Origin of the sequence: Nocardia sp. NPDC059229, assembly GCF_042754165.1 — a bacterium.
Lineage (GTDB): Bacteria > Actinomycetota > Actinomycetes > Mycobacteriales > Mycobacteriaceae > Nocardia.
This window is the reverse complement of the sequence record NZ_JBHZAK010000013.1, coordinates 1-23,832: the sequence shown is the minus strand read 5'-3', so window position 1 is coordinate 23,832 and position 23,832 is coordinate 1. Positions and strand designations below refer to the sequence as shown.

Sequence of the window (23,832 nt, the reverse complement as noted above, 5' to 3'; positions counted from 1 at the left end):
GGATCACTCCGGAGCGAGTCGCCGCGCCAATTCCAGTGCGGCGACCCGGGTTTCGGCCAGCGAACCGGGCCAGCAGAGCAGCCGCAGGATGGCGTCGGGAATGAGCTGCTCGGCGTACTCCGGCGCCGCGCCCTCGTCGGAGCGCATATTGATGACCGACTCCACCAGCCGGAACGGCAGCAGTTCGGCCCCGGCCACCGCGCCCGCGCCGGCCGTGGCGATGACGGACCCGGCCTCGGCGATGACGGCGGCGGACAGCGTCTCGTAGTGGCCGCGCAGCTCGTCGCGGCGTTCCCGGAACCGGGCGAAGCGTTCGCTGCGCAGTTCCGGCAGCAGGTACAGCGCGCCGAGATTCCAGCGGCTGGCGCACAGCTGGCTGACGTCGTACCAGGCCAGCGCGTACAACCGCACGGCCGCGGGCTCGGTCCGCCCGGCCAGCACGCCCGCCAATTCCAGTGGCGTGGTGACCGTTTCGGCGAGCAGCGCGTCGAGAATGTCGTCCTTGGCGGCGAAGTGGTGATACAGCGAGGCCTGCCGGATGCCGACGGCGTCGGCGACCGCGCGGGTGGAGGTATTGCCGTAGCCGTGACTGGTGAACAACTCGGCGGCGGCGTCGAGGATTTCGGCGCGCGGCGTCTGGCCTGCGCGCCGGCGCGGTTCGAGACGAGGACGGCCGGGTCCGAGTTGGGTCACCCTGCCATTCTGGCCTACCCGCACCATCGGCCTGCCTGCGCGCATAGTCGGCCCGCCTACCCGAGCGGCCGACCTGCGCAGTGAGTTTCCTGTCATTTGACAGAAATACCGGCAATACAGAAGTTACGGCGGGCCATCCGACCGATACAGCGGCGTCACCTGAGCCGCGATCGCGACCGGAAAACTTTCAAGCGATAGATATTCGCCTCGCGAAAGACTCACCGCCATGGTTGCCTCCGCCGACGCCATCATTCCCCAGCCCCCACCGGTCACCGCCGAGACCAGCACGAACAGCACCGAAACCAGCTCGGACAGCGCCGATCTGGCGCGCTTCGGCTATCAGCCGGTGCTGCACCGCAAGCTCGGCCGCTACGCCTCCTTCGCGGCCGGATTCTCCTTCGTCTCCATCCTGACCACGATCTTCCAGTTCTTCGGCTTCGGCTACTCCTTCGGCGGCGCGGCCTTCTTCTGGACCTGGCCGATCGTGTTCGCGGGCCAGTTCCTGGTGGCGCTGAACTTCGCGGAACTGGCCGCCCGCTACCCGATCTCGGGCTGCATCTATCAGTGGTCGCGCCGGCTGGCCGGGGAGGTCGTCGGCTGGTTCGCGGGCTGGATGATGATCATCGCCCAGATCGTCACCGCCGCGGCGGCCGCGATCGCGCTGCAGGTGGTGCTGCCGACCATCTGGTCCGGATTCCAGCTCATCGGCACGAACAGCGATCTCACCTCCCGCGACGGGGCGTCGAACGCGGTGCTGCTGGGCAGCGTGCTGCTGGTGATCACCACCCTCATCAATGTGGTGGGCATCGACTGGATGGCGCGCATCAACTCGCTCGGGGTGACCATCGAGATCGTCGGTGTGATCGCGGTGATCGCGGTGTTCTTCACCCACACCGACCGCGGGCCGGGCGTGGTCACGCACACCGATCAGGCCGCGGCCGGGCCGTACTGGGCCGCCTTCCTGGCCTCCGGATTGATGGCCGCCTACGTCATGGTCGGATTCGATTCCGCCGGTGAGCTTTCCGAGGAGACCAGGAATCCGCGGCACGTCGCGCCGCGCACCATTCTGTCAGCGCTGGCCGTGTCCGCGCTGGGCGGCGGGCTCATCCTGCTGGGCGCGCTCATGGCCGCACCGAGCCTGTCCGACGGCTCGCTGGCCAGTGGCGGGCTGGCGTACGTGATCGAGGCCAAGCTGACCAGCGTGCCCGGCAAGGTGGTGCTGGCCTGCGTGGCGTGCGCGATCACGGTGTGCACCCTGGCGATTCAGACGGCCGGTTCGCGCCTGCTGTTCTCGATGGCCCGCGACGGGCGGCTGCCGTTCGCCAAGCCGCTGTCGACGGTGCATCCGCGCTTCGGCACTCCAGTGTGGCCCGCCGTGGCGATCGGCGTGCTGGGTATCGGCCTGCTGGTGGTGAACCTGGGCAATGCCGCCATCTTCGCGACGCTGGCCAGTGTCTGCATCGTCATGCTCTACCTCGCGTACCTGCTGGTCACGGTGCCGCTGCTGGTGCGCCGGATCAAGGGCTGGCCCGCCGATATCGCCGGCGACGCCGCGGGCACGAAACTGTTCGCGCTGGGCCGCTATGGCATTGCGATCAATGCGCTCGCGGTGATCTGGGGCATCGCCATGGCGGTGAACCTGGCCTGGCCGCGCGCCGAGGTCTACACCCCGACCGGCGGCGGCTGGTGGATGCTCTGGGCCGCACCGCTGTTCGTGCTGCTCACGGTGGCGGTCGGCGCGGTGGTGCACCGGATGGTGACCCCCGCGCGCGGCATAGTCACCGATCCCATTCCTCAAATCGCCTGACCGGCACGACATTCCGATGAAATCGCCGAGCCCGGCCAACGCCTGCACCGCCGGCCGGGTCTCCGGCGATCCCCGAGAAACGGAGTAGCAATGAGCACAGCCAACACCACCGGCGCGCGGGATCATGCCCGCTCCCAGGCGGCCGCCGCCGAACGCGTCGGGCCCGAGCTCCCCGTGGACGTCGACATCGCGAAAATAACGTTCGCCCAGCGGATTCCGGCGGGTGGATACACGAATGTGGTGCTCGCGCGTGGTACCCGGGTGCGGCTGTCGGATCCGTTCGGTGCGGCGTGTGCGCATCTGCTGCTGCTGCGAGCCGGATCGCCCTGGGAGCGGCTGAATGTCGCCGACACGGTGAAGGTGCCCTGGCAGGCGTATCTGGGCGTCGGCCACCCGCTGCTCTCCGATCAGGGGCGAGTGCTGGCCACGGTGATCGCGGACTCCTCCGGTCGTCACGACACCCTGTGCGGCCCGTCGCCCGCCGCGCGCCGGGGCCTGCGGCTGGCCGGGGTCAAGCAGGGGCTCGAGCCACGGGATATCGGCCCGACGGTCTCGTTCTTCCGGGGTGTGCGGGTGGAATCCGATGGCGCGCTGACGATCACCGGCGGCGCGGCGGCGCGCACGGCGGTCGACCTGCTCGTGCACCTGCCGGTGACCCTGCTGGTCGCCAATGCCGAACACCCGCTCGACCCCACTCCCCCGGCCGAGCTCGACCTCGTGGCCTGGTCCGCCCCGGAAGAGCTCGCGCTCGCGCACGGTACCGACCCGGAATACCTGCGCGCGGTGGAGAACACCGAACAGGACTGGCACGCACGCACTCTGGAGGCCCGCGCATGATCACCACCGCTCGCACCGTCGTACTCGACGAGACCGTCCCCGCCCGCGCCCCCTGGTCGGCCGTGGTGCGCGCGGGAGACCAGCTGGACATCATCGATCTGCACGGCAATCAGGCGGTGGACTGCCTGCTCTACAACGCCGCCGATCACACCGACCGGTACAGCGCGCAGATGACGATCACGGCCCAGCGCAATATCTTCCTGACCACCGGCAGCGTCCTGCTGACCGAGGCGGGCACCCCGCTCATGACGGTGGTCGCCGACGAGGTCGGCAATCACGACACCGTGGCCGGGGCGTGCTCGCAGGAGTCCAATACCCTGCGCTACGGCCACCACACCCGCCACCAGCACGCCTGTGTGGAGAACTTCCTTACCGAGGGCCTGAAGTGGGGGCTGGGCAAGCGTGATCTGGTCTCGAACATCAACTGGTTCATGAACGTTCCCGTCGAGGCGGACGGCACGCTCGGCATCGTGGACGGGCTCTCCGCGCCGGGCAAGAAGCTCACGCTGCGCGCCGAGATCGACACCCTGGTGCTGGTCTCCAACTGCCCGCAGATCAACAACCCCTGCAATGGCTTCGACCCCACCCCGGTGCGCATGGTGGTGACCCGATGACCGCCGTGCTGCCGGACCTCACCGCACCCGAGCACTCGTCCCCGGCCGCGACATTCCAGGTGATCCGGCCGGGCATGCAGACGACCGTGCAGGATTGGCCTGGCCGGGTGGGCTACTGGCATGTCGGGGTGCCGCCGTCCGGCCCGATGGACGACCTGTCGTTCCGGCTCGGCAATCGGGCGCTCGGCAATCCGGAGGGCGCGGCCGGGCTGGAATGCACCCTGGGCGGACCGGCCCTGCGCTTCGACGCCGCCACCTGGGTGTGCGTCACCGGTGCACCGGTGCCCGTGACCGTGAACGGCCGCGCGGTGCGGCAGTGGCGCAGTGTGCTGGTGCCGGCGGGCGGCGTGCTGGACATCGGCATGGTGCGCGGGCCGGGAATGCGATGCTACCTGCTGGTGGCCGGCGGTATCGAGGTGCCCGAATACCTGGGCAGCCGTGCGACTTTCACCCTCGGCAAGTTCGGCGGCGGCACCGGCCGAGCCCTGGCGGCGGGCGATGAGTTCGCGCTCGGTGTGCCCGGGCGGGTGACGGCCGGGGTGACCGGCGACGATCAGCCGGTGCTGACCCGGCGCTGGGAGCTGGCGGTCACCGAGGGACCGCACGGCGCACCTGAGTTCTTCACCCGCAGCGATTTCGACACCATCATCGGCACCGACTACGAGGTGCACTTCAACTCCGATCGGACCGGGGTGCGGCTCATCGGCCCGAAACCCCAGTGGGCGCGGCGGGACGGCGGCGAGGCGGGACTGCACCCGTCCAACATCCACGACAACGCCTACTCCGTTGGCGCACTGGACTTCACGGGCGACACCCCGATCCTGCTCGGCCCGGACGGCCCCAGCCTGGGCGGCTTCGTCTGCCCGGTCACCGTGGTGGCGGCCGAGCGCTGGAAGCTGGGTCAGCTCACGCCGGGCGACCGCGTGCGCTTCGTCCCGGTCCGCGCCGACCACGCGGCCTCGCTGCGGGAACTCGGGGCCGAGCGCCGGGCCGCCTGGCCGGTCGTGCTGTCCACGGGCGGCGACGGTGACGACGGCGTCCTGGCCCGCCGCGACGGCGCGGACACCGCGGTCACCTATCGGCGCGCGGGCAATGACGGCCTGCTCGTCGAATACGGGGACATGACACTGGATCTGGAGCTGCGCGCCCGCGTGCACGCCCTGCACCAGGCGCTGCTGGAACGGTCCGAACCGGGGATCACCGAACTCACCCCGGGCGTGCGATCGCTGCAGGTGCGCCATGACCCCGGCCGGCTGCCCACCCGTACCCTGCTGGGCCTGCTCGCCGAGGTGGAGGCCGAGCTGCCGCCCGCCGACGAGCTGGTGGTCCCCAGCCGCACCGTGCGGCTGCCGCTGTCGTGGGACGATCCGTCCACCCGCGAGGCCATCACCCGCTATATGCACGGCGTCCGCGCGGATGCCCCATGGTGCCCGTGGAATATCGAGTTCATCCGCCGGATGAACGGATTGGCCTCCGTGGACGAGGTTTTCGACACCGTGTTCGCGGCCGAATACCTGGTCCTCGGCCTGGGCGACGTGTACCTGGGCGCGCCCGTGGCCACGCCGACCGATCCGCGGCATCGGCTGGTCACCACCAAATACAACCCGGCCCGCACCTGGACGCCGGAGAACGCGGTCGGCATCGGCGGCGCCTACCTCTGCATCTACGGCATGGAGGGTCCCGGCGGCTACCAGTTCGTCGGGCGTACCACCCAGGTGTGGAACCACCGCTCCAGTGGCGTCGGCGAAGATCCCTGGCTGCTGCGGTATTTCGACCGCATCAGCTGGTATCCGGTGAGCGCCGAGGAACTGCTCGACCTGCGCGCCGACACCGCGGCGGGCCGCGGCGAGCTGCTGGCCGAGGACGGCGAGTTCCGTCTCGTCGACTACCGGAAGTTCCTGTCGGACAATGCCGCATCCATCGACGAGTTCCGCGCCCGGCAGGCCGACGCCTTCGCCGCCGAACGCAATTCCTGGCGCGAGGCGGGCGAACTCGCCGAAACACCCTGAGCGCCTCGGCCCGTTCGCTCCCATCCCAGACCTAGGAGACCCCATGACCGTGTGGATCCACCACCGCCCGGATGCCGAGGTGGACGCCGAAATGGCCACCGCCGCAGGCGCTCTGGCGGGACTGCGCCTCGCCGTCAAGGACAATGTGGATGTCGCGGGCCTGCCGACGACCGCCGCCTGTCCCGACTTCGCGTATACGCCGGATCGGGACGCGCCTGCGGTCGCCGCGCTGCGCGCGGCCGGTGCGGTCGTGGTCGGGAAGACCAATCTCGATCAGTTCGCCACCGGATTGGTCGGCACCCGCTCGCCCTACGGCGTCGTCGAGAACGCGCTGCGACCCGGATATGTCTCGGGCGGTTCGAGTTCCGGGTCGGCGGTCGCGGTCGCGACCGGGGAGGCGGATATCGCCATCGGCACCGACACGGCCGGGTCCGGGCGCGTTCCGGCCGCGTTCCACGGCCTGGCCGGTATCAAGCCCACCGTCGGCGTGATCTCCACCGAGGGCGTCGTCCCCGCCTGCCGCACCTATGACTGCGTGACGATCTTCGCCGCCGATCTGCGCCTGGCCGATCGGGCCATGGGCGTCATGGCCGCGGGTGCGCCGGGCCGGCCATGGCCCGCCGACGTCCGGCTGGCCGCGCCGCCGCAGCCGGTGATCGCGGTGTTCAGCGCGCTGCCGGAGCTGGATCCGCAGTGGCACAGCGCCTTCGAGCGGACGGTCGCGGCACTGCGCGATCGGGGCGCGACCATCGTGGAAGTCGATCCGGAGCCTTTCCTGGCCGCCGCCCGGCTGCTGTACGACGGCGCGCTGGTCGCCGAACGCTATGCGGCGGTGGGCGAATTCATCGACGCGCACCCCGAATCGGCCGATCCCACGGTCGGATCGATCATCCGTGCCGCCCGCGAGCTACCCGCGCACCAGCTGGTCACCGATCTGGCCGCGCTCGAACGCCTGCGCGCCACCGCCATGGCGAGCCTCGCGGGGGCGGACGCGCTGCTGACCCCGACCGCACCGGCCCACCCGACCATTGCCGAGGTCGACGCCGATCCCATTGCCGTGAATGCCCGGCTCGGCACCTACACCAACTTCTGCAATCTCTTCGACCTCTGCGCGGTCGCAATCCCCACGGATGAGCCGCATTTCGGCGTGACCGTGCTGGCCCGCGCCTTCGAGGACGCCGTGGCGCTCGATATCGCCGCCCTGATCACCGGCGCCCCGCTCGACCCCGGCGAGCCGTGCTGGCCCGCGACGGTCGCGGCCGCGCACGATCTGATCGTCTTCGGCGCGCACCTGCGCGGCCAGCCCCTCGAAGCTCAGCTGACCGACCTGGGCGCGCGCTGGTGCGGCCCGGTCGAGACCGCTCCGCACTACCGCCTGGGCGCGCTGGACACGGTGCCGCCCAAACCGGCCGTAACCCGGGTCCCCGCAATGGAATCCGGTGTCGCGGTGGCCGGGGAACGCTGGCTGCTCTCACCCGCCGCCCTCGGCCGCTTCCTCGCGGCCCTGCCCGCCCCCATGCAGCTGGGCGCGGTCGAACTCGCCGACGGCACCTGGCACACCGGGTTCGGCTGCACCGGCGCGGCCGCCGAATCCGCCAAGGACATCAGCGAATACGGTGGCTGGCGCGCGGCGCTGGCGGCCGGGGCGGTGAGCTGACGGTCCGTCAGTTCTGCCAGAGCGCCAGGACGCGGTCCGCGTCCGCCTTGCCCTGCGCGCGACCGGCTTCCAGTGACGGGACCCGGGTGGCGGTGTCGAGCGGGTTGAGGCCGAAGGCCGCGGTGGCCGCCTCGTCCGGGGCGATCACCTCGACCCGGGCGCCGGCCGCGACCAGGCCCGCCACCTGGGCCTCGAGTTCCGCGTCCGGCATGGGCGCGATCACCAGCACCCGGGCGTAGCCGGTGGCGAGATCGGCGTTCACCGATGTCCGGACGCCGCCATCGGTGTAGCGCGCGCCGTCGACCGTGGCGCAGGGCCACACCATGGGCACCGCGGAGCTGGCGGTCACCGCGTCGACCAGTGCGACACCGGAATCCTTGTCGAAGACCCGCAGCTCGCCCGTCGCGGCGTTCACCGCGGTGATCCGGACATCCCGATCGGACCATTCGTGCACCGGTAGCCGGGTCTCGATGACGGCCCGCCGCTCCGGCTCCGGGACCGACTCCGCCCGCAGCGCGAGCGCGCCGATGCGCTGCCGGCGTTCGACCGAATCCACCTGCAGTTCCTCGATGATGGCGGCCAGCGTCTCCCAGAGCCCGGCGAACTTCTCCATCGACGGCACGATCTCGCGGCTCTGCATCGCCGGATCCACCTGCCGCCGAACCAGTTCCGCGAGTTCGAGCCCGCTGCCCACCTGGGCGGCCACATTGGACCCGGCAGAGGTGCCGAGCAGCAGATCCGCCCCGGTCACGTCGGCGCCCGCATCCGCCAGCCCGGCGAGAATGCCCGTCGCCCAGGAGATCCCGGCCACCCCGCCGCCGCCGATCACCAGCGCACGTTCCGTCGTCATACCCGCACTCACTTTCCTACCCGCCGAGAAGGACACCCTGCGGTACGAAAACTACCGGCTAGGCCGCCGGAGCGGTGGCTATGGCTTGATTTCCACCAATCATTCCGAGACGTGCGTCGCGTCGGGATTGGTGGCGTCGCGAATGATGCGCAGGCTCGCGGTGAACTGGTCGAGTTGCTCGGGGCTGAGCAGGCCGGTGAACCAGCGTTCCACGCCGTCGAGGTACGCGGGCAGCACGCGCGCCACGCGGGTGGCCCCGGCGGCGGTGAGCACCGCGTACGAGCTGCGCCGGTCGGCGGGATCGGCCTCGCGGCGGACGAAGCCATTGCGCTCCAGGCGGTCCACCAGCCGGGTGACACCGGAGGTGGACAGGCTGGTCTGGGTGGCGAGATCCGTCATGCGCAGCTTGCGGCCGGGTGAACGGCTCAGCCGCAGCAGGGCATTCAGGTCGAGTCCTGACAGGCCATTGCGCTTCCAGGTCTCCTCGAGCCGGGCGATGAGCCCATCGTGAGCCTCGTAGAGCAGTCCGATCGCGGTCAGCCGGGGGTCGTCGAAGAGGTTGGGATCCACGGTGACCAGCCTAGACCAGACGTTTTCAGTGCGGATAGTTGACATGCGGAACATTTTCGATATCTTGTTGCTAACGCAATATTCCGCACTGCAACTACATGGAGGTTACGATGACGATCGAGCGCTGGGTGGCGGGATTCCGTGCGCCGCTGGTGAATCCGGCCGAGGAGATCAAGCTCGCGGAGCCGCGGGCCTTCGCCGGCGAGACCGTGCGGCAGGTGGTGCGGGTGGCCGGCGGCGGGTCACGGCTGCGCGTGCACCTGACCAATCGCTATGGCACGGACGAACTCGTGATCGGCGCGGCGCGGATCGCCGTGCGCAAGACGGGCGGTGAGATCGTGCCCGAGACCGATACCGCGGTGCGGTTCGCGGGGTCCGCGTCCATCCGGATCCCGGCCGGGGCCGATATCGTCAGCGACCCGGTGGACCTGGCCGTCGAGGAGGGAACCGAACTCGCGCTGAGCGTGTACCTGCCCGAACCGGCACTGCCCGCGTTCGCGCAGTTCCCGGTCGACAGCAGCTGGATCAGCGCCGGCGATCGGACGGGCGACGCTGCACCGTCCGATGCCGAGGAGACCGCGGCGCGGTTCCTCCTCACCGGAATCGACGTCGCTGTCGACTCCGAGGTTCCGGTGCTGGTGGCCTTCGGCGACTCGTGGTTCGAAGGCTTCGGCTCGACCCACGGCGCGAACCGCCGGTCGGTGGATGTGCTGAACCAGCGGCTGGCCACCGGGTGGGCGGTCAATCAGGGCATCGGCGGCAACCGGCTGCTCACCGACGAGATCGGCGAGCACGGGCTGGCCCGGTTCGAGCGGGACGTGCCGTCGGTGCCGGGGGTCGCGGCCGTGTGGGCCAACTTCGGCATCAATGACCTGATCCTGGCCGGCACCGCGACCGCCGGGGCGCTCATCGCCGGTTTCACCGCGCTGGCCGAGCGGGCGCACGCGGCCGGACTGCCGATCTACGCCAACACCATCGGACCGTTCGGCGGGGCCATCTACCCGGGTCTGGCGGTGGCCGAGGGCATTCCGGTGCGGCGCGCGGTAAACGAGTGGCTGCGCACCACCACGGTGTTCGACGCCGTCTTCGATGTGGCTGCGGCCGTGGAGAATCCGGCGGATCCGGACTTCATCCGGCCCGAGTTCGACAGCGGCGACGGCATGCATCTCAATGACGACGGGGCCCGGGCCATGGCGGAGGCGGTGGATCTCACCGCGCTGCCGCCGGCCTTCCGGTGAGCGGCCGGCGCTGTTCAGCGCGGTTTGACCTCGGCGAGCAGCTCGGGTCCACGGGCCTCCAACCGGGTGGTCGCCCAGCGGATTCCGAGTGCGGCGCCCACCCCGCCGAGCAGTATGCCGATCGGCAGTGCCGCCCACTGGAGTAGCGAGTTGTGGAGTGCCACACCGATTCCCAGTATCGCGAGCACCGGAGCCGCCGTCAGCAACTGCACCAGGCCCACCGCGAGCTGCATGAGGATCTTCAGGCAGCCGGGATTGCCCGAGCCCGCGAACGGGTTGCCGCGCTGCGGGGGCAGGGCGAAGGCGGCATGCGTGGACAGGAACACCACGGCCCCCACGCCGACGCCGACCAGCACCGGCAGCGTCGACAGCGCCCAGACGTACAGGTACGGCCGGCCGAGCGCGCCGGGCAGGACGAGGGTGGCGAGCACCGACGGCGGGATGACCAGGAGCAGCCAGGCGTAGGCGCGGCCCCGCACATCCGCGCGTGACGCGCCGGGCGTCACCAGCGTTTGCCAGATCGCGGTGCCGTCGAATCCGTACAGGTTGGTGCTGGACATGGTGGCCAGCCACACCACGAAAGCGCCCGAGAACGGGATGGTTCCGCTACCACCGGTGCGGAGCGAGAGGAAGATCGGCAGCACGAAACCGATGAGCAGCAGCGGCAGCAGGGCGGCGCGGCGACGGCCGTCGCGCCACCAGGTGCGCAGCTCCTTGGCGACCACGGCGCCGACCGCGGTGGCGGGGATGAAACGGTCGAGCAGACCGCCGCCGGTGTCGACCACCTGGCCGGCGGGTGCGGCCGGGGTGGTGAGGCGGCGTTCCAGCAAGACCGCCCAGGACTGCCACAGGATCAGCGACAGCAACACCAGGCCCAGCAGGGGCAGCAGGGCGAGCAGGTAGTTGCCGCGGGCCGCGGCCTCGACGGCGTAGGGCGCCCAGCCCGACGGGACCGCGCGCAGCGTCACCGACAGACCGCTGTGGTCGCCCTCCAGTTTCGGGCCGACGGCCGAAACCAGCAGGTTCAGTGGGTAATACGCCAGGCCGATGAGGGCGGCGAAGAGCACGCCCAGGTCCTTGCCGCGCCGGGACCGCATGGCCGCGCCGAGCCAGGCCACCACGACCCGCGACAGCAGGACCACGAATACCAGTTGCAGGACCGCGCCGAGCGCCGCGATCGCGGTGGCGCCCAGGCCGATCGGCGCGGCGAGCAGGACCAGGCCGCCGAACGCGATCAGGTTGACGATGGGTGCCGGCCCGACGAAGGCCGCCGCGCCGAGCCCATAGGCCAGTTGCCGAGTCGTCAAGGGCAGCAGGCGGAATTGCTCGGGCTGCAGGGTCTCGTCGCTGCTGCCGGTGAGCACCGGGCCGCAGATCCAGCCGAGGGTCCAGGCCGCGAAGATCGCCGCCGCCACCGTCACTCCCCCGTGCACGGTCTCGTGCGCGCGGGCGATGATGAGCGCGGTGGCCACCGCGGCGATCAGGCCGAAGATGCTGCCGGTCCAGAAGTTCAGTGCCGCACGGCCTTCCCGCATGTGCCGCGCGGTGATACGCAATCGCATGCGGATCAGGACGCCAACCACGACAGCCCCTCCTCGCCGCCCACGCGTCCGCCCACCAGCCGCACGAAGGCCTCCTCCAGCGTGCCCTCGCCGCGCACCTCGGTGAGCGTCCCGCCCGCCACCACCCGTCCCCGGTTGATCACGGCGACCCGGTCGCAGATGGATTCCACCAGTGCCATCACATGACTCGACAGCACCACCGATCCGCCCGCGGCCACGAACCGCTGCAGGATCGTTCGAATCGTTCCCGCCGACACCGGATCCACCGCCTCGAACGGCTCGTCCAGCACCAGCAGTTTCGGTGCGTGCAGCAGAGCGGTGGCGAGGCCGATCTTCTTCCGCATACCCGCCGAATAATCAACCACCACAGTGTTTTCCGCGCCGTCCAGCTCGAGCACGTGCAGCAGCTCGTCTGCCCGCCCGACCACGGTCGCCTTGTCCATCCCGCGCAGCAACCCGGTGAAGTTCAACAACTCCCGCCCGGTGAGCCGCTCCGGCAATGCCAGCCCATCCGGCAGCACCCCCACCACGGTCTTCGCCCGCACCGGATCCGCCCACACCTCATGCCCGAAGATCCGGGCCGCCCCATGATCCGGCCGCAACAACCCCACCGCCATCGACAGCGTCGTCGTCTTTCCCGCCCCGTTCGGCCCCACCAACCCGAAGAACGACCCGGGCGGCACCGCCAGGCTCACCCCCTCGACCACCCAAGGCCCGCCGAACTTCTTGTAGAGCCCGTCCAGCTCGAGCGCCAGTTGCCCGTTGGTAGTCATTTCCCCTCCTTGAAGCGCATCGGCGACACCATTGCCCACCATACGTACGAACCCGCTGTTCAAAGAGTCATCGCCGCAGAACTCGACTACGCAACGAAGCGCGCGAATATATACTCGACAACGCCGTCGATATAAGGAGCTGACATGACAAAGCGACTGATCGAGATCGATGACGAGCTACTCGACTCAGCCCAGCGTGAGCTGGGCACGACCGGTGTGTCGGATACCGTGCGCGCGGCCCTGCGGGACGCGGTTGCGAAGGGCGCCCGGCTTCGCGAGATCGAATGGCTCGTCGGCGGCGGCATGGAGTCGATGGCCGACCCGGACAAGAGAGGCGAAGTGTGGCGCTGACCGCGCGGTTTCTCATCGACACAAGCGCCGCGGCCCGGATGAGGCATCCCGCCGTAGCACGCGAGCTCGAGCCGCTGATCGAGCACGGCCTGGCAGCCACCTGCGCCACACTGGACGCCGAGGCTCTGTTCAGCGCCAGGACCCCCACCGAGTACGAACAGATCAAGTCCCGTCGACGTATCGCCTACGAGTACCTCCCGACCGACGACGAACATTGGCAGTGCGCGTTCACCATTCAGCGAGAATTGGCCCGCACCGGCCGCCATCGCGCGGTCGGCATGCCTGACCTCTTGACCGCCGTCGTTGCAAGCCAGCACCGACTCGTCCTGATCCACTACGACGCGGACTTCGAGACGATCGCCTCCGTCATCGACCTCGACCACCGCTGGGTCGTTCCCCGGGGCAGCCTCGAAAACCCTTGACACCTCGCGAGGCCGGGCGAGTGCGTCGGGCCTCGCGGACCAGGATTCAGCGGGTGAGGGTGGTGAAGAATGCGCGGATGTCGCCGGTGAGCAGGTCGGGGACTTCCAGAGCGGGGAAGTGGCCGCCGGAGTAGAACTCCGACCAGTGCACGATGTTGTGGGCCTTCTCCGCGAAGCGGCGGATGGCGAAGTCAGCGGTGGCGAACACCGCGACGCCGGTCGGGACCGTGCCCTTCGGCTTCGGGGCGAACATCGTGTAGTCGTGGAAGCGTTCGTAGTAGTAGTTGGCGACACTGCGGGCGGTGTCGGTGAGCCAGTAGATCGCCACGGTGGTCAGGATCTTGTCCCGATCGATCGCGTCCTCGGGCAGCTCGTGGCCGGCGTCGGTCCACTCCTTGTACTTCTCCACGATCCAACCCAGTTGTCCCGCAGGCGAATCCGCCAGCAGTTGCGCGATCGTGTTCGGCCGCGACCCGGCCAGGTTCATGTAGGCGGAGCCGTCGTCCTGGAACTGCTTCATCGCCGCCAACCGCTGCTGTTCCGCCTCGGTGAGCGCGGCCATGTCGACCGGGTCGCCCGTGGGGAAAGTGACCAAAGCGTTGACGTGAACCCCGATCACCCGGTCGCTGAAATCGCGGGCCACGCGCGGCGCCACGAATGCGCCGTGGTCGCCGCCGTGCACCCCGAACCGCTCATACCCGAGCCGGGTCATGAGCTCGGCCAGCGCGGCAGCGACTTTCCCATCGTCCCAACCGGTTTCGGTCAGCGGCCCGGAGAAGCCGTGCCCCGGCAGAGTCGGGATGACCAGGTGGAAGGCCGGGGCGTCGGCCTCGCCGTGGGCGGCCGGATCGGTCAGCGGACCGATCATGTCCAGGAAGTCGGCGGGGGTGCCGGGCCAGCCGTGGATGAGCAGCAGCGGGGTCGCGTCCTGCCGTTCGGAGCGGACGTGGAGGAAGTGCAGGTGCTGCCCGTCGATGGTGGTGGAGAACTGCGGATGGGCGTTCAGCGTGGCTTCGATGGCCCGCCAGTCGAACTTCTCGGACCAGTAGTTGGCGAGTTCACGCAGGTAGGAGGTGGGAACGCCGCGTTCCCAGCCCGTACCCGGGACCTCGTCGATCCACCGGGTACGAGTCAGGCGCTGGTTCAGGTCGTCGAGGTCGGCCTGCGGGATGTCGATGCGGAAGGGACGGATGCCGGTGTCGCTCATGACATCGAGTTTTCCGATAAAGAGGGGCCCTCCACATCACGACAATTCGTTATTCCCCGCACCGCACCGACCCACGACCCGCCCAGCCCTGACCCACCTACCCTGCGCGGCTGACCACCGCCCGGAGGTCAGCCGTGCAAGATGGTGACCACCATGATCACCACCGCGTTCCTTCAGTACTCCGGCAATGGCCCGATGCGCCACGAGGAGAGCCTGCTGGCGCAAGGACTTCGGCAGCGCGGCATCCCGATTCGCTTCTACACGATCAAGCGCATCCATCGCCGAGAGCTGCCCCTGGGCCCCGACACCTTCATCGCCGGAGACATGGACGCGATGCACGGAGCCATGCGCCAACCCCAACCCCACCCCGATCAACCCGTCCACCGAGCGCTGCGACACCCGCAGCGCGATCCCGATCTCGGTGGCCGCATCCTCCCCCGCATACAAGGCTCCGACCCCGAGTGCGAGTTGCTGCGAGCGGCGCAATCGATACAGCCGTGTCATCAGGCCGATCTCCTCGGCTTGGGCCGTGGCAATCATCGAGTGCACGACCTGGAGCCGCTCCACCACCTCGGTGGCAGCAAGCGTGTCATCAGCAGACTCGACCATGTATTCGATCATAGTTTCGAATAACGCGACACGACAGCAGGATCACCACAACACGCGCGGTAAATCATTGGCTAACAACAGCTTTGTAGACAGTGACGAGCTGATCGAGTTCCTCGACGGCTTGGCCGCTGACTATCGTGGCCGGCCGGATGAGAGAGCTTGGTACACAAACCATCTGGCGGCGAGACCGACGGCGGCCCAGAGACATCCACTGCTGCCGATGTGGGTATCGATCGCTGGTCGATGCGAATAACGATGTGTTGCCGGCCGGACAGGAAAGTGCCCGGCCGGCAACAGGACACGGGTCAATTGGAACGTCGAGGATCTCGATCGCACCCCGTGATGTTCACAGTGGTGTTGAGTTCGTGGGGGTACATGCCTCCAGTTGATCTGCGAGTTGTCGGGGACGGGCGAGCGCGATCATGTGGCCGCCGTCGATCTCGCTGGGAACGACGCCGAGGCGTTCGGCGACGATACGGCGCATGAACGCGGCGGGCAGGAAGCGGTCATGACGGCAGAGCAGGAAGGTCGTCGGTGTCGCCGGCCACGTGGGCAGGGGCCAGGGTTCGGTGAACGGGGTGGCGGATTGCCGACGGCTGTGTTCCCGGGCCTGGGCTGCCAACTCGGGCGGGACATCGTGGAAGAACAGAGCATCCTCGTCGTCGGGGTGTCGGCCGTCGCGTTCGTCCTGCCGGCGGCGGGCGTGCTCGTAACCGGTATTGGCCCACCACTCACCGGGGGCTTCTCCAGGCCGCGGGATCATCGCGGACAACAGCACCAGTCGCCGGACCGGGAAGCGCTGGCAGACAAGCGGTGCGGTGAACCCGCCGAAGGAGTGGGCAACCAGCACGGTGTCGGTGTGATCGCTGATGGCAGCGGCCACGGTGTCGGCATACTCGGGCAGCCCGGCCGCGTCGTCGTCGCAGGGCAGGTCGGGAGTGGCCACGCGGTGGCCGCGGGACCGTAGCTCGCTCGCGAGCCGGTGCCAGTACCAGGAATCGGACCCAGCCCCGGGGATGAACACGTACTCGGTCACGCCTGCCCCCGCTGCGCGAACTCGGCCGCTGTGGAGCCACCAGGGAACCGGGCCTGGAAGTCCAGCACCCCCACCCGGGCGCGCGCCGGCTCGGTCGAGGTCAGCATGTCCTGTGCGATGTCGCTGTCCAGCAGGCGGACATCGCCCCGCGGCAGCGCCGGCAGTTCCTCGCGCGTCAACATGTGCATACCCAACTCCTTGGGGTCATCGACCGCGCCGGTCGCGGTCGTGCCCCTGTGAGACCGGCAGTGCGCGAAAAAGGAATCGGAGCCGAATCAGGGCAGGGCCGCAGGCAGACCGAACGCGGCGAACACCTCGGGCCCGAACGCGGTGATCTCGACGATCTGCCCGTCCTCGACACGCACCACGTTGAGCACCTGTGCCCGGTAGACCTGCTCATCCGGCCGGCAGAGGTAGCCGGCCATGGCCGGCTGCCGGTTCGCCCGAACCGGCACGCCCCGCCACTGCCCCTTATGCAAGGTCGAGTCCGGCCGCAACGCGTTCTCGGCGAACGCGGCGACCTCTGAACGGCCGACGAAGGAGTACGGCAACGGCGGCATGGACAGCCGCACATCCGCGCTCAACAGCTGCGCGAACGCCGCGATATCGGCGCGCTCGTGGGCGGTCACGAAACGCCGCAGCAGCTCCCGCTCTTGCGCAGTCGGGACCACAGCCTGCCCGGAGCCGCGTTGCGGCAGATGCGCCCTCAGCACAGGTCGTGCCCGCTGCAACGCGCTCTTCACCGCGGCCACGCTCATGCCCAGCAACTCACCGGTCTCCACCGCTGACCAGCCGAGCACGTCTCGCAGGATCAACACGGCGCGCTGCCGAGCCGGCAAGTGCTGGATCGCCACCAGGAACGCCAGCTCGATGGTCTCCCGCGCGACCACCACGGCCTCCGGCTCCGCCTCCGGGTCGGCCACCGGCTCCAGCAACCGATCCGGAAACGGCTGCAACCATCCCACCTCCGCCGGTCCGCCGGCCTCACCCGCCACCGGCTGCCGTGGGTGCCGGTCGAGGAAGTCCAGGCACACATTCGTCGCGATCCGATACAGCCACGCCCGAAACGTGGAGCGGCCCTGGAAACTTCCTCGATAGCGCCACGCCCGCAGCAACGTCTCCTGCGCCAAGTCCTCGGCCTCGTCGAACGAGCCCAACATCCGATAGCAGTGCACCCGCAACTCCCAGCGGTAACGCTCAGCCAACCCCGCGAACGCCGCCTCGTCCCCAGCATCCGCCGCCGCGACGCTCTCACTCTCCACAACCCCGACCGTACCCACCGAGCTCGACAATCGACCCAGCAATCTGCTGGCCGCCCGACATTCTCAGTGAGGAGCATGGTCACCGCATGCGGCAGCGCACGTCCACATCGACCTGGCTGAGGTTGCTCAACGAGCAGGCCGTTTGCCGCCGGTGACGGACGGGGGTGTTCGTCACCGGCGGGGCGGGGTTAGTCGATCAGGTGGATGTCCTCGCCTGCTTCGGCTGTCGGGTCGGCCGGGGTTGTGAACCAGTGGGTGACTTCGCCGTCTTCCAGGTCTGCGGGGGTGTTGCCGGTGGGGAGGACGGAGAGGGCGCCTGCGGTGGCGGAGGCCAGGAATTCGTCGATCGCGGGTTGGTCGGTGGAGGCGGTGGTGTACGTCGTGGACTCGTAGTCGACGTCGTTGTCGGCGCGCAGGGTGGCTGCGCGGTCGAGGGCCTCGGACTGGGTGAGGGTGGCCCAGGTGTCGGCGTCGCGGTAGACGAAGGCGGGGTCGGATTCGGACAGGGGGCGGACGCGGTCGGTGTAGGAGACCGGGTGCGCGGGGCGGGTGGTCAGGTCGGACTGGACCTTCGGGTCCGACGGGACCAGCCAGCGGACCGAGCTGGCGGCCGGTTCCTGGGCGATGCCGAAACCGGCTCCGGCGGCGAGGATGTCGCCGAAGGAGAGGCCGTCGGCGAAGAGCACTGCGGCACCGGCCTTGTGGATGGCCCAGACCGCGACCACCGCGTCCACCGTGTGCGGGAGGGCCACGGCGACGACGTCGCCTGGGCCCGCACCGCGCTCGATGAGCAGGCGCGCCAGCTGGGAGCTGCGGCGGTCCAGGACGGCATACGCGATCTCCTGGCCGTCGGACAGCAGGGCGGGCGCCTGCGGGTCCTCTTCGACGACCTCGGCCAGCACATTGGCCACGGTCGCGGTGCCGACGCGCGCCGCGTCCGCCGCGGAATCGGCGGGGGTGACGGCGCTTTCGGCGAGGATGCGGGCGCGCTCGGTGGCCTCGAGGATGTCGATGTCACCGACCAGGCCCTCGGCGTCTCCGACCAGCGCGTCCAGGATCCGGTTGAAGCGCGCGGCGAGGATGGCGACCTCGTCGGCGGTGAACCGGCTGCCCAGGTAGCGCATGGAGATGTCGATGGTCTCGCCCGCCATGATGACCAGGCTCATCGGGTAGTGGGTGTTGTCGTTGATGCCCACACCGCTGACGGACATGCCGTCGATGGAGCTGGCCGCGGCGATGGCGTCCTTGTCCACCGGGTAGGACTCGAACGCCATGATGGTGTCGAATTCCGCTCCGGCACCGGCCAATCGCTGGATCTCGGTGAGCCCGATGTGGTGGTGTTCGAGCAGATCGGCCTGATCGTGCTGAACCCGCTGCAGCAGCCCCGCGATGGTCAACCGGTCATCGACCCGGATGCGCACCGGCACCGTGTTGATGAACAGACCCACCATGGACTCGACACCGGGCAGATCACCTGGGCGACCGGAGACGGTCGCGCCGAACACCACGTCACTGCGCCCGGTGAGGCGGCCGATCAGCACCGCCCAGGAGGTCTGGATCAGCGTGTTCAGCGTGACATTGAGTTCCCCGGCGCGCTGGGTGAGCGCGCGGGTGCGGTCGGCGTCGATATCCAGTGTGTAGCGGCCGATTTCGTAGTTCTCGTCGCGGGTCGCGGCGGGCGCGAGCTGGGTCGGCTCGCTCACTCCGGCGAGGGCGCGCTGCCAGGCGGCCAGCGATTCGTCCCGGTTGCGTCCGGCCAGCCAGGCCAGGTAGTTCCGGAACGAGGGCACCCGCGGCAGCACCGACTGGTCCCCGCGCACCGCGTACAGCACCAGCAGGTCCTGCATGAGCAGCGGCATGGACCAGCCGTCCACCAGGATGTGGTGGGTGGTGATGACCAGGTGCACCAGGTCGTCGCTGATCCGGAACACGTTGAACCGCATGAGCGGCGCCGCGGACAGGTCGAAGTGATCGGCGCGATCGGCCTCGATCATCTCCCGCATGCGCGGATTGCGTTCGGCCTCAGGCAGATCCGTGAGATCGATGACCGTGAACGGCGCCTCGACCTGGTCCAGCACCACCTGGTGGGCCTGGCCGTCGGCGTCGGTGACGAACGCGGTCCGCAGGCTCGGGTACCGGTCCAGGATGGCTTGAGCGGCCACCTTCAGCCGATCCACGTCCACCACACCGCTCAGGTCGAGCACGGTCTGAATGGTGTAGACGTCCACCGTGTTCTGGGTGAGCAGCGCGTGGAACAGCAGACCCGACTGCAGCGGCGAGAGCGGCCACACGTCGGACAGTGCCGGGTACGTCTGCTCCCACACCTCGATGTCGGACTGCTCCACCCGCACCAGCGGCAGGTCGGACGGCGTGAAGCCGCCCGCCTCCGGCCGCTTGGCGTGCACGGCCAGCGCGGTCAGCGCCGCCACGAACAGGTCGGCGAACTCCTGGACCCGTTCGCGCTCGAGCAGCCCACTCGGGTAGGAGAAGGCCGCGCCCAGCTGCGGGCCGTCGGCGCCGTCGGTGACGATGGCGTTGATGTCGAGGGTGGCGTTGGCGGGCATGTCGGCGTCCATGTCGCCGTCGAGGCGGCCCAGGTCGTCGACCGGCACCCAGCCCAGTTCGGCCATGCCCTCGGGCACCTCGCCCGCGGACATCCGGCCCAGGTAGTTGAAGCTGATCTGGCCGACATCGCGCAGCTGCGTGGCGGTTTCGGGGTTGAGGTAGCGCAGCAGACCCCAGCCCAGACCCTTGTCGGGCAGCGCCAGCAGCTGTTCCTTGACCGATTTCACGATGTCGCCCAGGGCGCTTCCGCCCTCGAAGGCATCGGCGAGATCCGCGTCGTTCAGGTCCAGTCGCACCGGGAAGGCGGCGGTGAACCAGCCGACCGTCCGTGAAAGATCCGCGCCCGGAACGATGTTCTCTTCACGGCCGTGGCCCTCGAGCTTGATCAGCGCCGAGCCGCCGGTGGTCTCCCCGCGCCAGCGCGCGACCGCCAGGGCCAGCGCCGACAGCAGACCGTCGTTGACGCCACCCCGGTACAGGCCCGGGACGGCGGTCAGTACGGCCTCGGTGACCGATGTCGGCACCGTGACCTCGATCCGCTCGACGGTGGCGAAGGTGTCGACCTTCGGGTCGAACGCCCGCGATCCGACCAACGGATCCGCAGTCTCGGTAACCCGCTGCCAGAACGGCAGTTCCGCGACCCGCGCCTCGCTGCGCGACTCCCCGACCAGGGCGTGCGCCCAGCGCCGCATCGAGGTGCCGGTCTCGGGCAGCGCCAGCGGCTGCCCGAACGCCACCTGCGACCAGGCCAGGCCCAGGTCCGGAATCAGGATGCGCCACGACACGCCGTCGACCACCATGTGGTGCGCGACGATGAGCAGCACGTCCCGGCGGACGCGTGCCTCGTCGGAACCCTCGGGGGCGAAGGCGAACCAGACGAACTGCACCATGGCGGCATTCGCCGGATCCAAACGGCCCAGCGCCGCATCGAATTCGATGCTGCCGACCCGGGTCAGCTCCTCGTCGGAGATGTCCGCGGCCAGCTCGACCCGGTGCACCAGCGCGTCGACGTCGACGGCCCCGCGCGGCAGCGCCTCGAATTCGAAGCCCTCCGTTGCATTCTTTCCATGGGCACTGCCGCGCAGTCGCGACCGCAGCACATCGTGGTGGTCGAACAGCGCACCGATGGCCCCGACCAGCACCGTCCGCGTGATGCCGTCCGGCAGTCGCAGCGGCATGGTCTGCGAGAACCGCTCGTACGACGACCCACTCGACAGGATCGCGTGCATGATCGGCGTCAGCGGAATGTCGCCGACCCCGCCGCCCGGCAGTTCCGCCAGCTTCTCCTGCGCGGTGTCCCCGCCCAGCGTCGCGACCTCGGCCAGCCCGGCGACGGTCCGCTTCTCGAACACGTCGCGCGGCGAGAACACGATGCCGCGCGCCTTGGCCCGCGAGACCAGCTGGATGGACAGGATCGAGTCGCCGCCGAGCGCGAAGAACGAGTCGTCCGCACCCACCTGGTCGACGCCGAGCACGTCGGCGAAGACCTCGGCGATGGTCGCTTCCAGTTCGGTGACCGGCGCGCGGAAGTCCCGCGCGGTGAACACCGGCTCGGGCAGCGCCCGGCGATCCAGCTTGCCGACCGGGGTCAGCGGGATGGCATCCAGGATCGTGATCGCCGTCGGCACCATGTATTCCGGCAGGCGGCCCGCGACATGCTCGGTCAGCGCCGGGATGTCGATGGTCCGGCCCGCCACCGGCAGCACGTATGCCGCCAGGATGGTGGCCCCGGCCTCGGTCTTGTGACCGACCGTGACCGCGAAGTCGACCGTCTCGTACGAGGCCAGCGCGGCGTCGATCTCACCGAGTTCGATGCGGAAGCCGCGGACCTTCACCTGGAAGTCGTTGCGGCCCACGTATTCCACCTCGCCGGTGGGGGTCCAGCGGACCACGTCACCGGAGCGGTACATGCGCTCGCCGGCCACGAACGGGTTGGCGACGAACCGCTCGGCCGACAGGCCCGGGCGGTCGTGGTAGCCGCGCGAGAGCTGGATACCCGACAGGTACAGCTCACCCGCGACGCCCACCGGCACCGGACGCAGGCGCGCGTCCAGGATGAGGGCCTGCATACCGCGGATCGGACCGCCGATGGTGACCAGATCGCCCGGCACCAGCGCATCGCTGATGTTGGTCATGATCGTGGTCTCGGTGGGGCCGTACCCGTTGTGGAACGCACGAATCGTGCGGTTCTCCAACGGAATCGCCCACTTCTCGACCAGATCGGCAGGCACGGCCTCACCACCGGCGACCAGCACCCGCAGCGAGTCCAGACCCTTCGGGTCGAGGGTGGCGAGCGCGGCCGGGGTGATGAAGGCGTGCGTGGCCCGCTCGCGCTTGATCAGCTCGGCCAGTTCCTCGCCGCCGTAGACGCCCGGCGGGACCACCACGAGGGTGCCGCCCGCGCCGATGGCGAGCAGGTACTCCAGCACCGACGCGTCGAACGACGGCGAGGCGAAATGCAGTGCCCGCGAACCGGAGTCGAGGTGGTAGCGCACGATCTGCTCGGTCGCGAAGTTGGCGAGACCGGAGTGCGTCACCACGACGCCCTTCGGCATGCCCGTGGTACCCGAGGTGTAGATCACGTAGGCCACGTGGTCCGGCCGGACCGGCGCCCACCGCTCCGCGTCGGTGACGGGTTCGGCGAAGTGCGAGGCGATCTCGGCCTGCACCATGGGATCGTCGAGCGAGATCCAGCCCGCCAGGCTCTTGACCGGCGGCAGCCCCTCGAGCTCGGCGTCGACCGTGAGGCCGAGCACCGCGCCGGAGTCGTTGACCATGTGCGCGATGCGATCCGCCGGGTAGGACGGATCGACCGGCACGAAGGCCGCACCCGACTTGGCGACGGCCCAGATGGCCAGCACCGATTCGAAGGAGCGCCGGATGGCCACGGCGACACGGGTTTCCGGTCCGGCGCCACGCTCGATGAGTACGCGCGCCAGGCGCGAGGAGGCCGCGTCGAGTTCGGCGTAGCCCAGGGCCTGGCCCTGGAACACGACCGCCTCGCCGACCGGGTTGTTGGCGACGGCCTCGGCCAGCAGCTCGGGCAGCACGCGCGGCTCGATGGCCGGACCGCCCGTGCGGGAGATCAGGTCGGCGCGCTCGTCGGCGGCCAGGATCTCCAGGTCGCCGACCGCGGTGCGCGGCGCGGCGATGATCTCGCCGAGCAGGCGGAGGAACCGCTCCGCGAAGCCCTCCACCGTCTCCTGGTCGAACAGGTCACGGGCGTAACCGAATTCGGCGTACATGCCCGCGCCTGTGCTTTGCCCATCGGAGATACGAGCGTCGGCCGGAGCCTCGGTCAGGGTGAGCATGAGGTCGAACTTGGCGATCTCGTTCTCGAAGTCGACCGCCTCGGCCCGCAGCGCGGGCAGCTCGAAGGAGCTGTCGGGCAGGTTCTCGAACGACAGCGCCACCTGGAACAGCGGGTGCCGCGCGGTGGACCGCTCCGGGTTGAGCAGCTCGACCAGCCGCTCGAACGGAATATCCGCGTGCGCGAACGCCTGCAGGTCGCCGTCCTTGGCCTTGGCCAGCAGCTCGGTGAAGCCGGCCTGTCCGTTCACCTCGGTGCGCAGCACCAGGGTGTTGACGAACATACCGATCAGGTTGTCCAGCTCGGCCTCACCACGGCCCGCGATGGGCGCGCCGATCGCGATATCGGAGGTGCCCGACAGGCGCGCCAGGAACACCGCCAGCGCGGTGTGCACGACCATGAACATGGTCGCGTTGTTGGTGCGCGCGATCTGCTGCAGCCCGCGGTGCAGATCCTTGCT

General features: G+C 69.5%; 19 protein-coding genes. 8 read left to right on the top strand and 11 right to left on the bottom strand.

From position 1 onward, the window contains the following. Positions 1 to 3: 3 nt before the first annotated feature. Positions 4 to 693, bottom strand: coding sequence for a helix-turn-helix domain-containing protein (locus tag ACFXHE_RS27055; protein ID WP_379387270.1), 690 nt, complete (start codon positions 691 to 693; stop codon positions 4 to 6). Positions 694 to 919: 226 nt separating this feature from the next. Between ACFXHE_RS27055 and ACFXHE_RS27050 the strand changes: the two genes are divergently transcribed. The 5 genes from ACFXHE_RS27050 (at position 920) to atzF (ending at position 7,617) form a co-directional block, all read left to right on the top strand. Next, positions 920 to 2,500, top strand: a complete 1,581-nt coding sequence (locus tag ACFXHE_RS27050; protein WP_379387269.1) for an amino acid permease — start codon at positions 920 to 922, stop codon at positions 2,498 to 2,500. Between the two features lie 90 nt (positions 2,501 to 2,590). Further along, on the top strand, positions 2,591 to 3,337 hold the full coding sequence (locus ACFXHE_RS27045) for a DUF1989 domain-containing protein (protein WP_379387268.1): 747 nt from the start codon (positions 2,591 to 2,593) through the stop codon (positions 3,335 to 3,337). Beyond that, the gene (locus ACFXHE_RS27040; protein ID WP_379387267.1) at positions 3,334 to 3,951 is read left to right on the top strand and encodes an urea amidolyase associated protein UAAP2; all 618 of its coding nucleotides are present in this window, start codon (positions 3,334 to 3,336) and stop codon (positions 3,949 to 3,951) included. The genes ACFXHE_RS27045 and ACFXHE_RS27040 overlap by 4 nt, the downstream gene beginning before the upstream one ends. Before the next feature lie 74 nt (positions 3,952 to 4,025). Further along, positions 4,026 to 5,960, top strand: a complete 1,935-nt coding sequence (locus ACFXHE_RS27035; RefSeq protein ID WP_379387500.1) for a 5-oxoprolinase/urea amidolyase family protein — start codon at positions 4,026 to 4,028, stop codon at positions 5,958 to 5,960. 43 nt (positions 5,961 to 6,003) lie between these two features. Further along, on the top strand, positions 6,004 to 7,617 hold the full coding sequence (gene atzF / locus ACFXHE_RS27030) for an allophanate hydrolase (RefSeq protein WP_379387266.1): 1,614 nt from the start codon (positions 6,004 to 6,006) through the stop codon (positions 7,615 to 7,617). A 7-nt stretch (positions 7,618 to 7,624) separates the two neighbouring features. Here the strand turns inward: atzF and ACFXHE_RS27025 are convergent, their stop codons facing one another. Both ACFXHE_RS27025 and ACFXHE_RS27020 read right to left on the bottom strand, forming a co-directional pair. Further along, positions 7,625 to 8,467, bottom strand: a complete 843-nt coding sequence (locus tag ACFXHE_RS27025) for a patatin-like phospholipase family protein (protein WP_379387265.1) — start codon at positions 8,465 to 8,467, stop codon at positions 7,625 to 7,627. A 99-nt stretch (positions 8,468 to 8,566) separates the two neighbouring features. Next, complete coding sequence (locus tag ACFXHE_RS27020; protein WP_379387264.1) at positions 8,567 to 9,037, bottom strand: MarR family winged helix-turn-helix transcriptional regulator; 471 nt, start codon at positions 9,035 to 9,037, stop codon at positions 8,567 to 8,569. Positions 9,038 to 9,147: 110 nt separating this feature from the next. Between ACFXHE_RS27020 and ACFXHE_RS27015 the strand changes: the two genes are divergently transcribed. Then, the gene (locus tag ACFXHE_RS27015) at positions 9,148 to 10,275 is read left to right on the top strand and encodes a GDSL-type esterase/lipase family protein (protein ID WP_379387263.1); all 1,128 of its coding nucleotides are present in this window, start codon (positions 9,148 to 9,150) and stop codon (positions 10,273 to 10,275) included. Between the two features lie 14 nt (positions 10,276 to 10,289). Here the strand turns inward: ACFXHE_RS27015 and ACFXHE_RS27010 are convergent, their stop codons facing one another. Beyond that, positions 10,290 to 11,858 carry a hypothetical protein gene (locus ACFXHE_RS27010; protein ID WP_379387262.1) on the bottom strand — a complete coding sequence of 523 codons (1,569 nt, stop codon included), beginning with the start codon at positions 11,856 to 11,858 and terminating at the stop codon, positions 10,290 to 10,292. After that, on the bottom strand, positions 11,843 to 12,610 hold the full coding sequence (locus tag ACFXHE_RS27005; RefSeq protein WP_379387261.1) for an ABC transporter ATP-binding protein: 768 nt from the start codon (positions 12,608 to 12,610) through the stop codon (positions 11,843 to 11,845). The genes ACFXHE_RS27010 and ACFXHE_RS27005 overlap by 16 nt, the downstream gene beginning before the upstream one ends. Positions 12,611 to 12,754: 144 nt before the next feature. On the opposite strand from ACFXHE_RS27005, the gene ACFXHE_RS27000 reads away from it, so the two are divergent. Both ACFXHE_RS27000 and ACFXHE_RS26995 read left to right on the top strand, forming a co-directional pair. After that, positions 12,755 to 12,961: a type II toxin-antitoxin system VapB family antitoxin gene (locus ACFXHE_RS27000; RefSeq protein ID WP_354836393.1), complete on the top strand. Its 207-nt coding sequence runs from the start codon at positions 12,755 to 12,757 to the stop codon at positions 12,959 to 12,961. Continuing rightward, a complete protein-coding gene (locus ACFXHE_RS26995) occupies positions 12,952 to 13,383 on the top strand; it encodes a PIN domain nuclease (RefSeq protein WP_379387260.1) in 432 nt (143 codons plus the stop codon). The genes ACFXHE_RS27000 and ACFXHE_RS26995 overlap by 10 nt, the downstream gene beginning before the upstream one ends. A gap of 46 nt (positions 13,384 to 13,429) precedes the next feature. Here the strand turns inward: ACFXHE_RS26995 and ACFXHE_RS26990 are convergent, their stop codons facing one another. The 6 genes from ACFXHE_RS26990 to ACFXHE_RS26965 all read right to left on the bottom strand — a co-directional run. Then, the gene (locus ACFXHE_RS26990) at positions 13,430 to 14,590 is read right to left on the bottom strand and encodes an epoxide hydrolase family protein (RefSeq protein WP_379387259.1); all 1,161 of its coding nucleotides are present in this window, start codon (positions 14,588 to 14,590) and stop codon (positions 13,430 to 13,432) included. 36 nt (positions 14,591 to 14,626) lie between these two features. Next, positions 14,627 to 15,211 (bottom strand): hypothetical protein, encoded by a 585-nt coding sequence (locus tag ACFXHE_RS26985; RefSeq protein WP_379387258.1) that lies wholly within the window; start codon positions 15,209 to 15,211, stop codon positions 14,627 to 14,629. Between the two features lie 334 nt (positions 15,212 to 15,545). Then, on the bottom strand, positions 15,546 to 16,235 hold the full coding sequence (locus ACFXHE_RS26980; RefSeq protein WP_379387257.1) for an alpha/beta fold hydrolase: 690 nt from the start codon (positions 16,233 to 16,235) through the stop codon (positions 15,546 to 15,548). Next, positions 16,232 to 16,423 carry a hypothetical protein gene (locus ACFXHE_RS26975; protein WP_379387256.1) on the bottom strand — a complete coding sequence of 64 codons (192 nt, stop codon included), beginning with the start codon at positions 16,421 to 16,423 and terminating at the stop codon, positions 16,232 to 16,234. The genes ACFXHE_RS26980 and ACFXHE_RS26975 overlap by 4 nt, the downstream gene beginning before the upstream one ends. 87 nt (positions 16,424 to 16,510) lie before the next feature. After that, positions 16,511 to 17,497: an RNA polymerase subunit sigma-70 gene (locus tag ACFXHE_RS26970; protein WP_379387255.1), complete on the bottom strand. Its 987-nt coding sequence runs from the start codon at positions 17,495 to 17,497 to the stop codon at positions 16,511 to 16,513. Between the two features lie 188 nt (positions 17,498 to 17,685). After that, positions 17,686 to 23,832, bottom strand: a 6,147-nt coding sequence (locus ACFXHE_RS26965) for an amino acid adenylation domain-containing protein (RefSeq protein ID WP_379387254.1), incomplete at its 5' end; no start/stop codon positions are given.

What these genes read in the sequence shown, in the direction of transcription:
- ACFXHE_RS27050 (WP_379387269.1), top strand. Translation starts at nt 920, where the DNA reads ATGGTTGCCTCCGCCGACGCCATCATTCCCCAGCCCCCACCGGTCACC.
- ACFXHE_RS27045 (WP_379387268.1), top strand. Translation starts at nt 2,591, where the DNA reads ATGAGCACAGCCAACACCACCGGCGCGCGGGATCATGCCCGCTCCCAG.
- ACFXHE_RS27040 (WP_379387267.1), top strand. Translation starts at nt 3,334, where the DNA reads ATGATCACCACCGCTCGCACCGTCGTACTCGACGAGACCGTCCCCGCC.
- ACFXHE_RS27035 (WP_379387500.1), top strand. Translation starts at nt 4,026, where the DNA reads ATGCAGACGACCGTGCAGGATTGGCCTGGCCGGGTGGGCTACTGGCAT.
- atzF (WP_379387266.1), top strand. Translation starts at nt 6,004, where the DNA reads ATGACCGTGTGGATCCACCACCGCCCGGATGCCGAGGTGGACGCCGAA.
- ACFXHE_RS27025 (WP_379387265.1), bottom strand. Translation starts at nt 8,467, where the DNA reads ATGACGACGGAACGTGCGCTGGTGATCGGCGGCGGCGGGGTGGCCGGG.
- ACFXHE_RS27015 (WP_379387263.1), top strand. Translation starts at nt 9,148, where the DNA reads ATGACGATCGAGCGCTGGGTGGCGGGATTCCGTGCGCCGCTGGTGAAT.
- ACFXHE_RS27005 (WP_379387261.1), bottom strand. Translation starts at nt 12,610, where the DNA reads ATGACTACCAACGGGCAACTGGCGCTCGAGCTGGACGGGCTCTACAAG.
- ACFXHE_RS27000 (WP_354836393.1), top strand. Translation starts at nt 12,755, where the DNA reads ATGACAAAGCGACTGATCGAGATCGATGACGAGCTACTCGACTCAGCC.
- ACFXHE_RS26990 (WP_379387259.1), bottom strand. Translation starts at nt 14,590, where the DNA reads ATGAGCGACACCGGCATCCGTCCCTTCCGCATCGACATCCCGCAGGCC.
- ACFXHE_RS26985 (WP_379387258.1), bottom strand. Translation starts at nt 15,211, where the DNA reads ATGATCGAATACATGGTCGAGTCTGCTGATGACACGCTTGCTGCCACC.
- ACFXHE_RS26975 (WP_379387256.1), bottom strand. Translation starts at nt 16,423, where the DNA reads ATGCACATGTTGACGCGCGAGGAACTGCCGGCGCTGCCGCGGGGCGAT.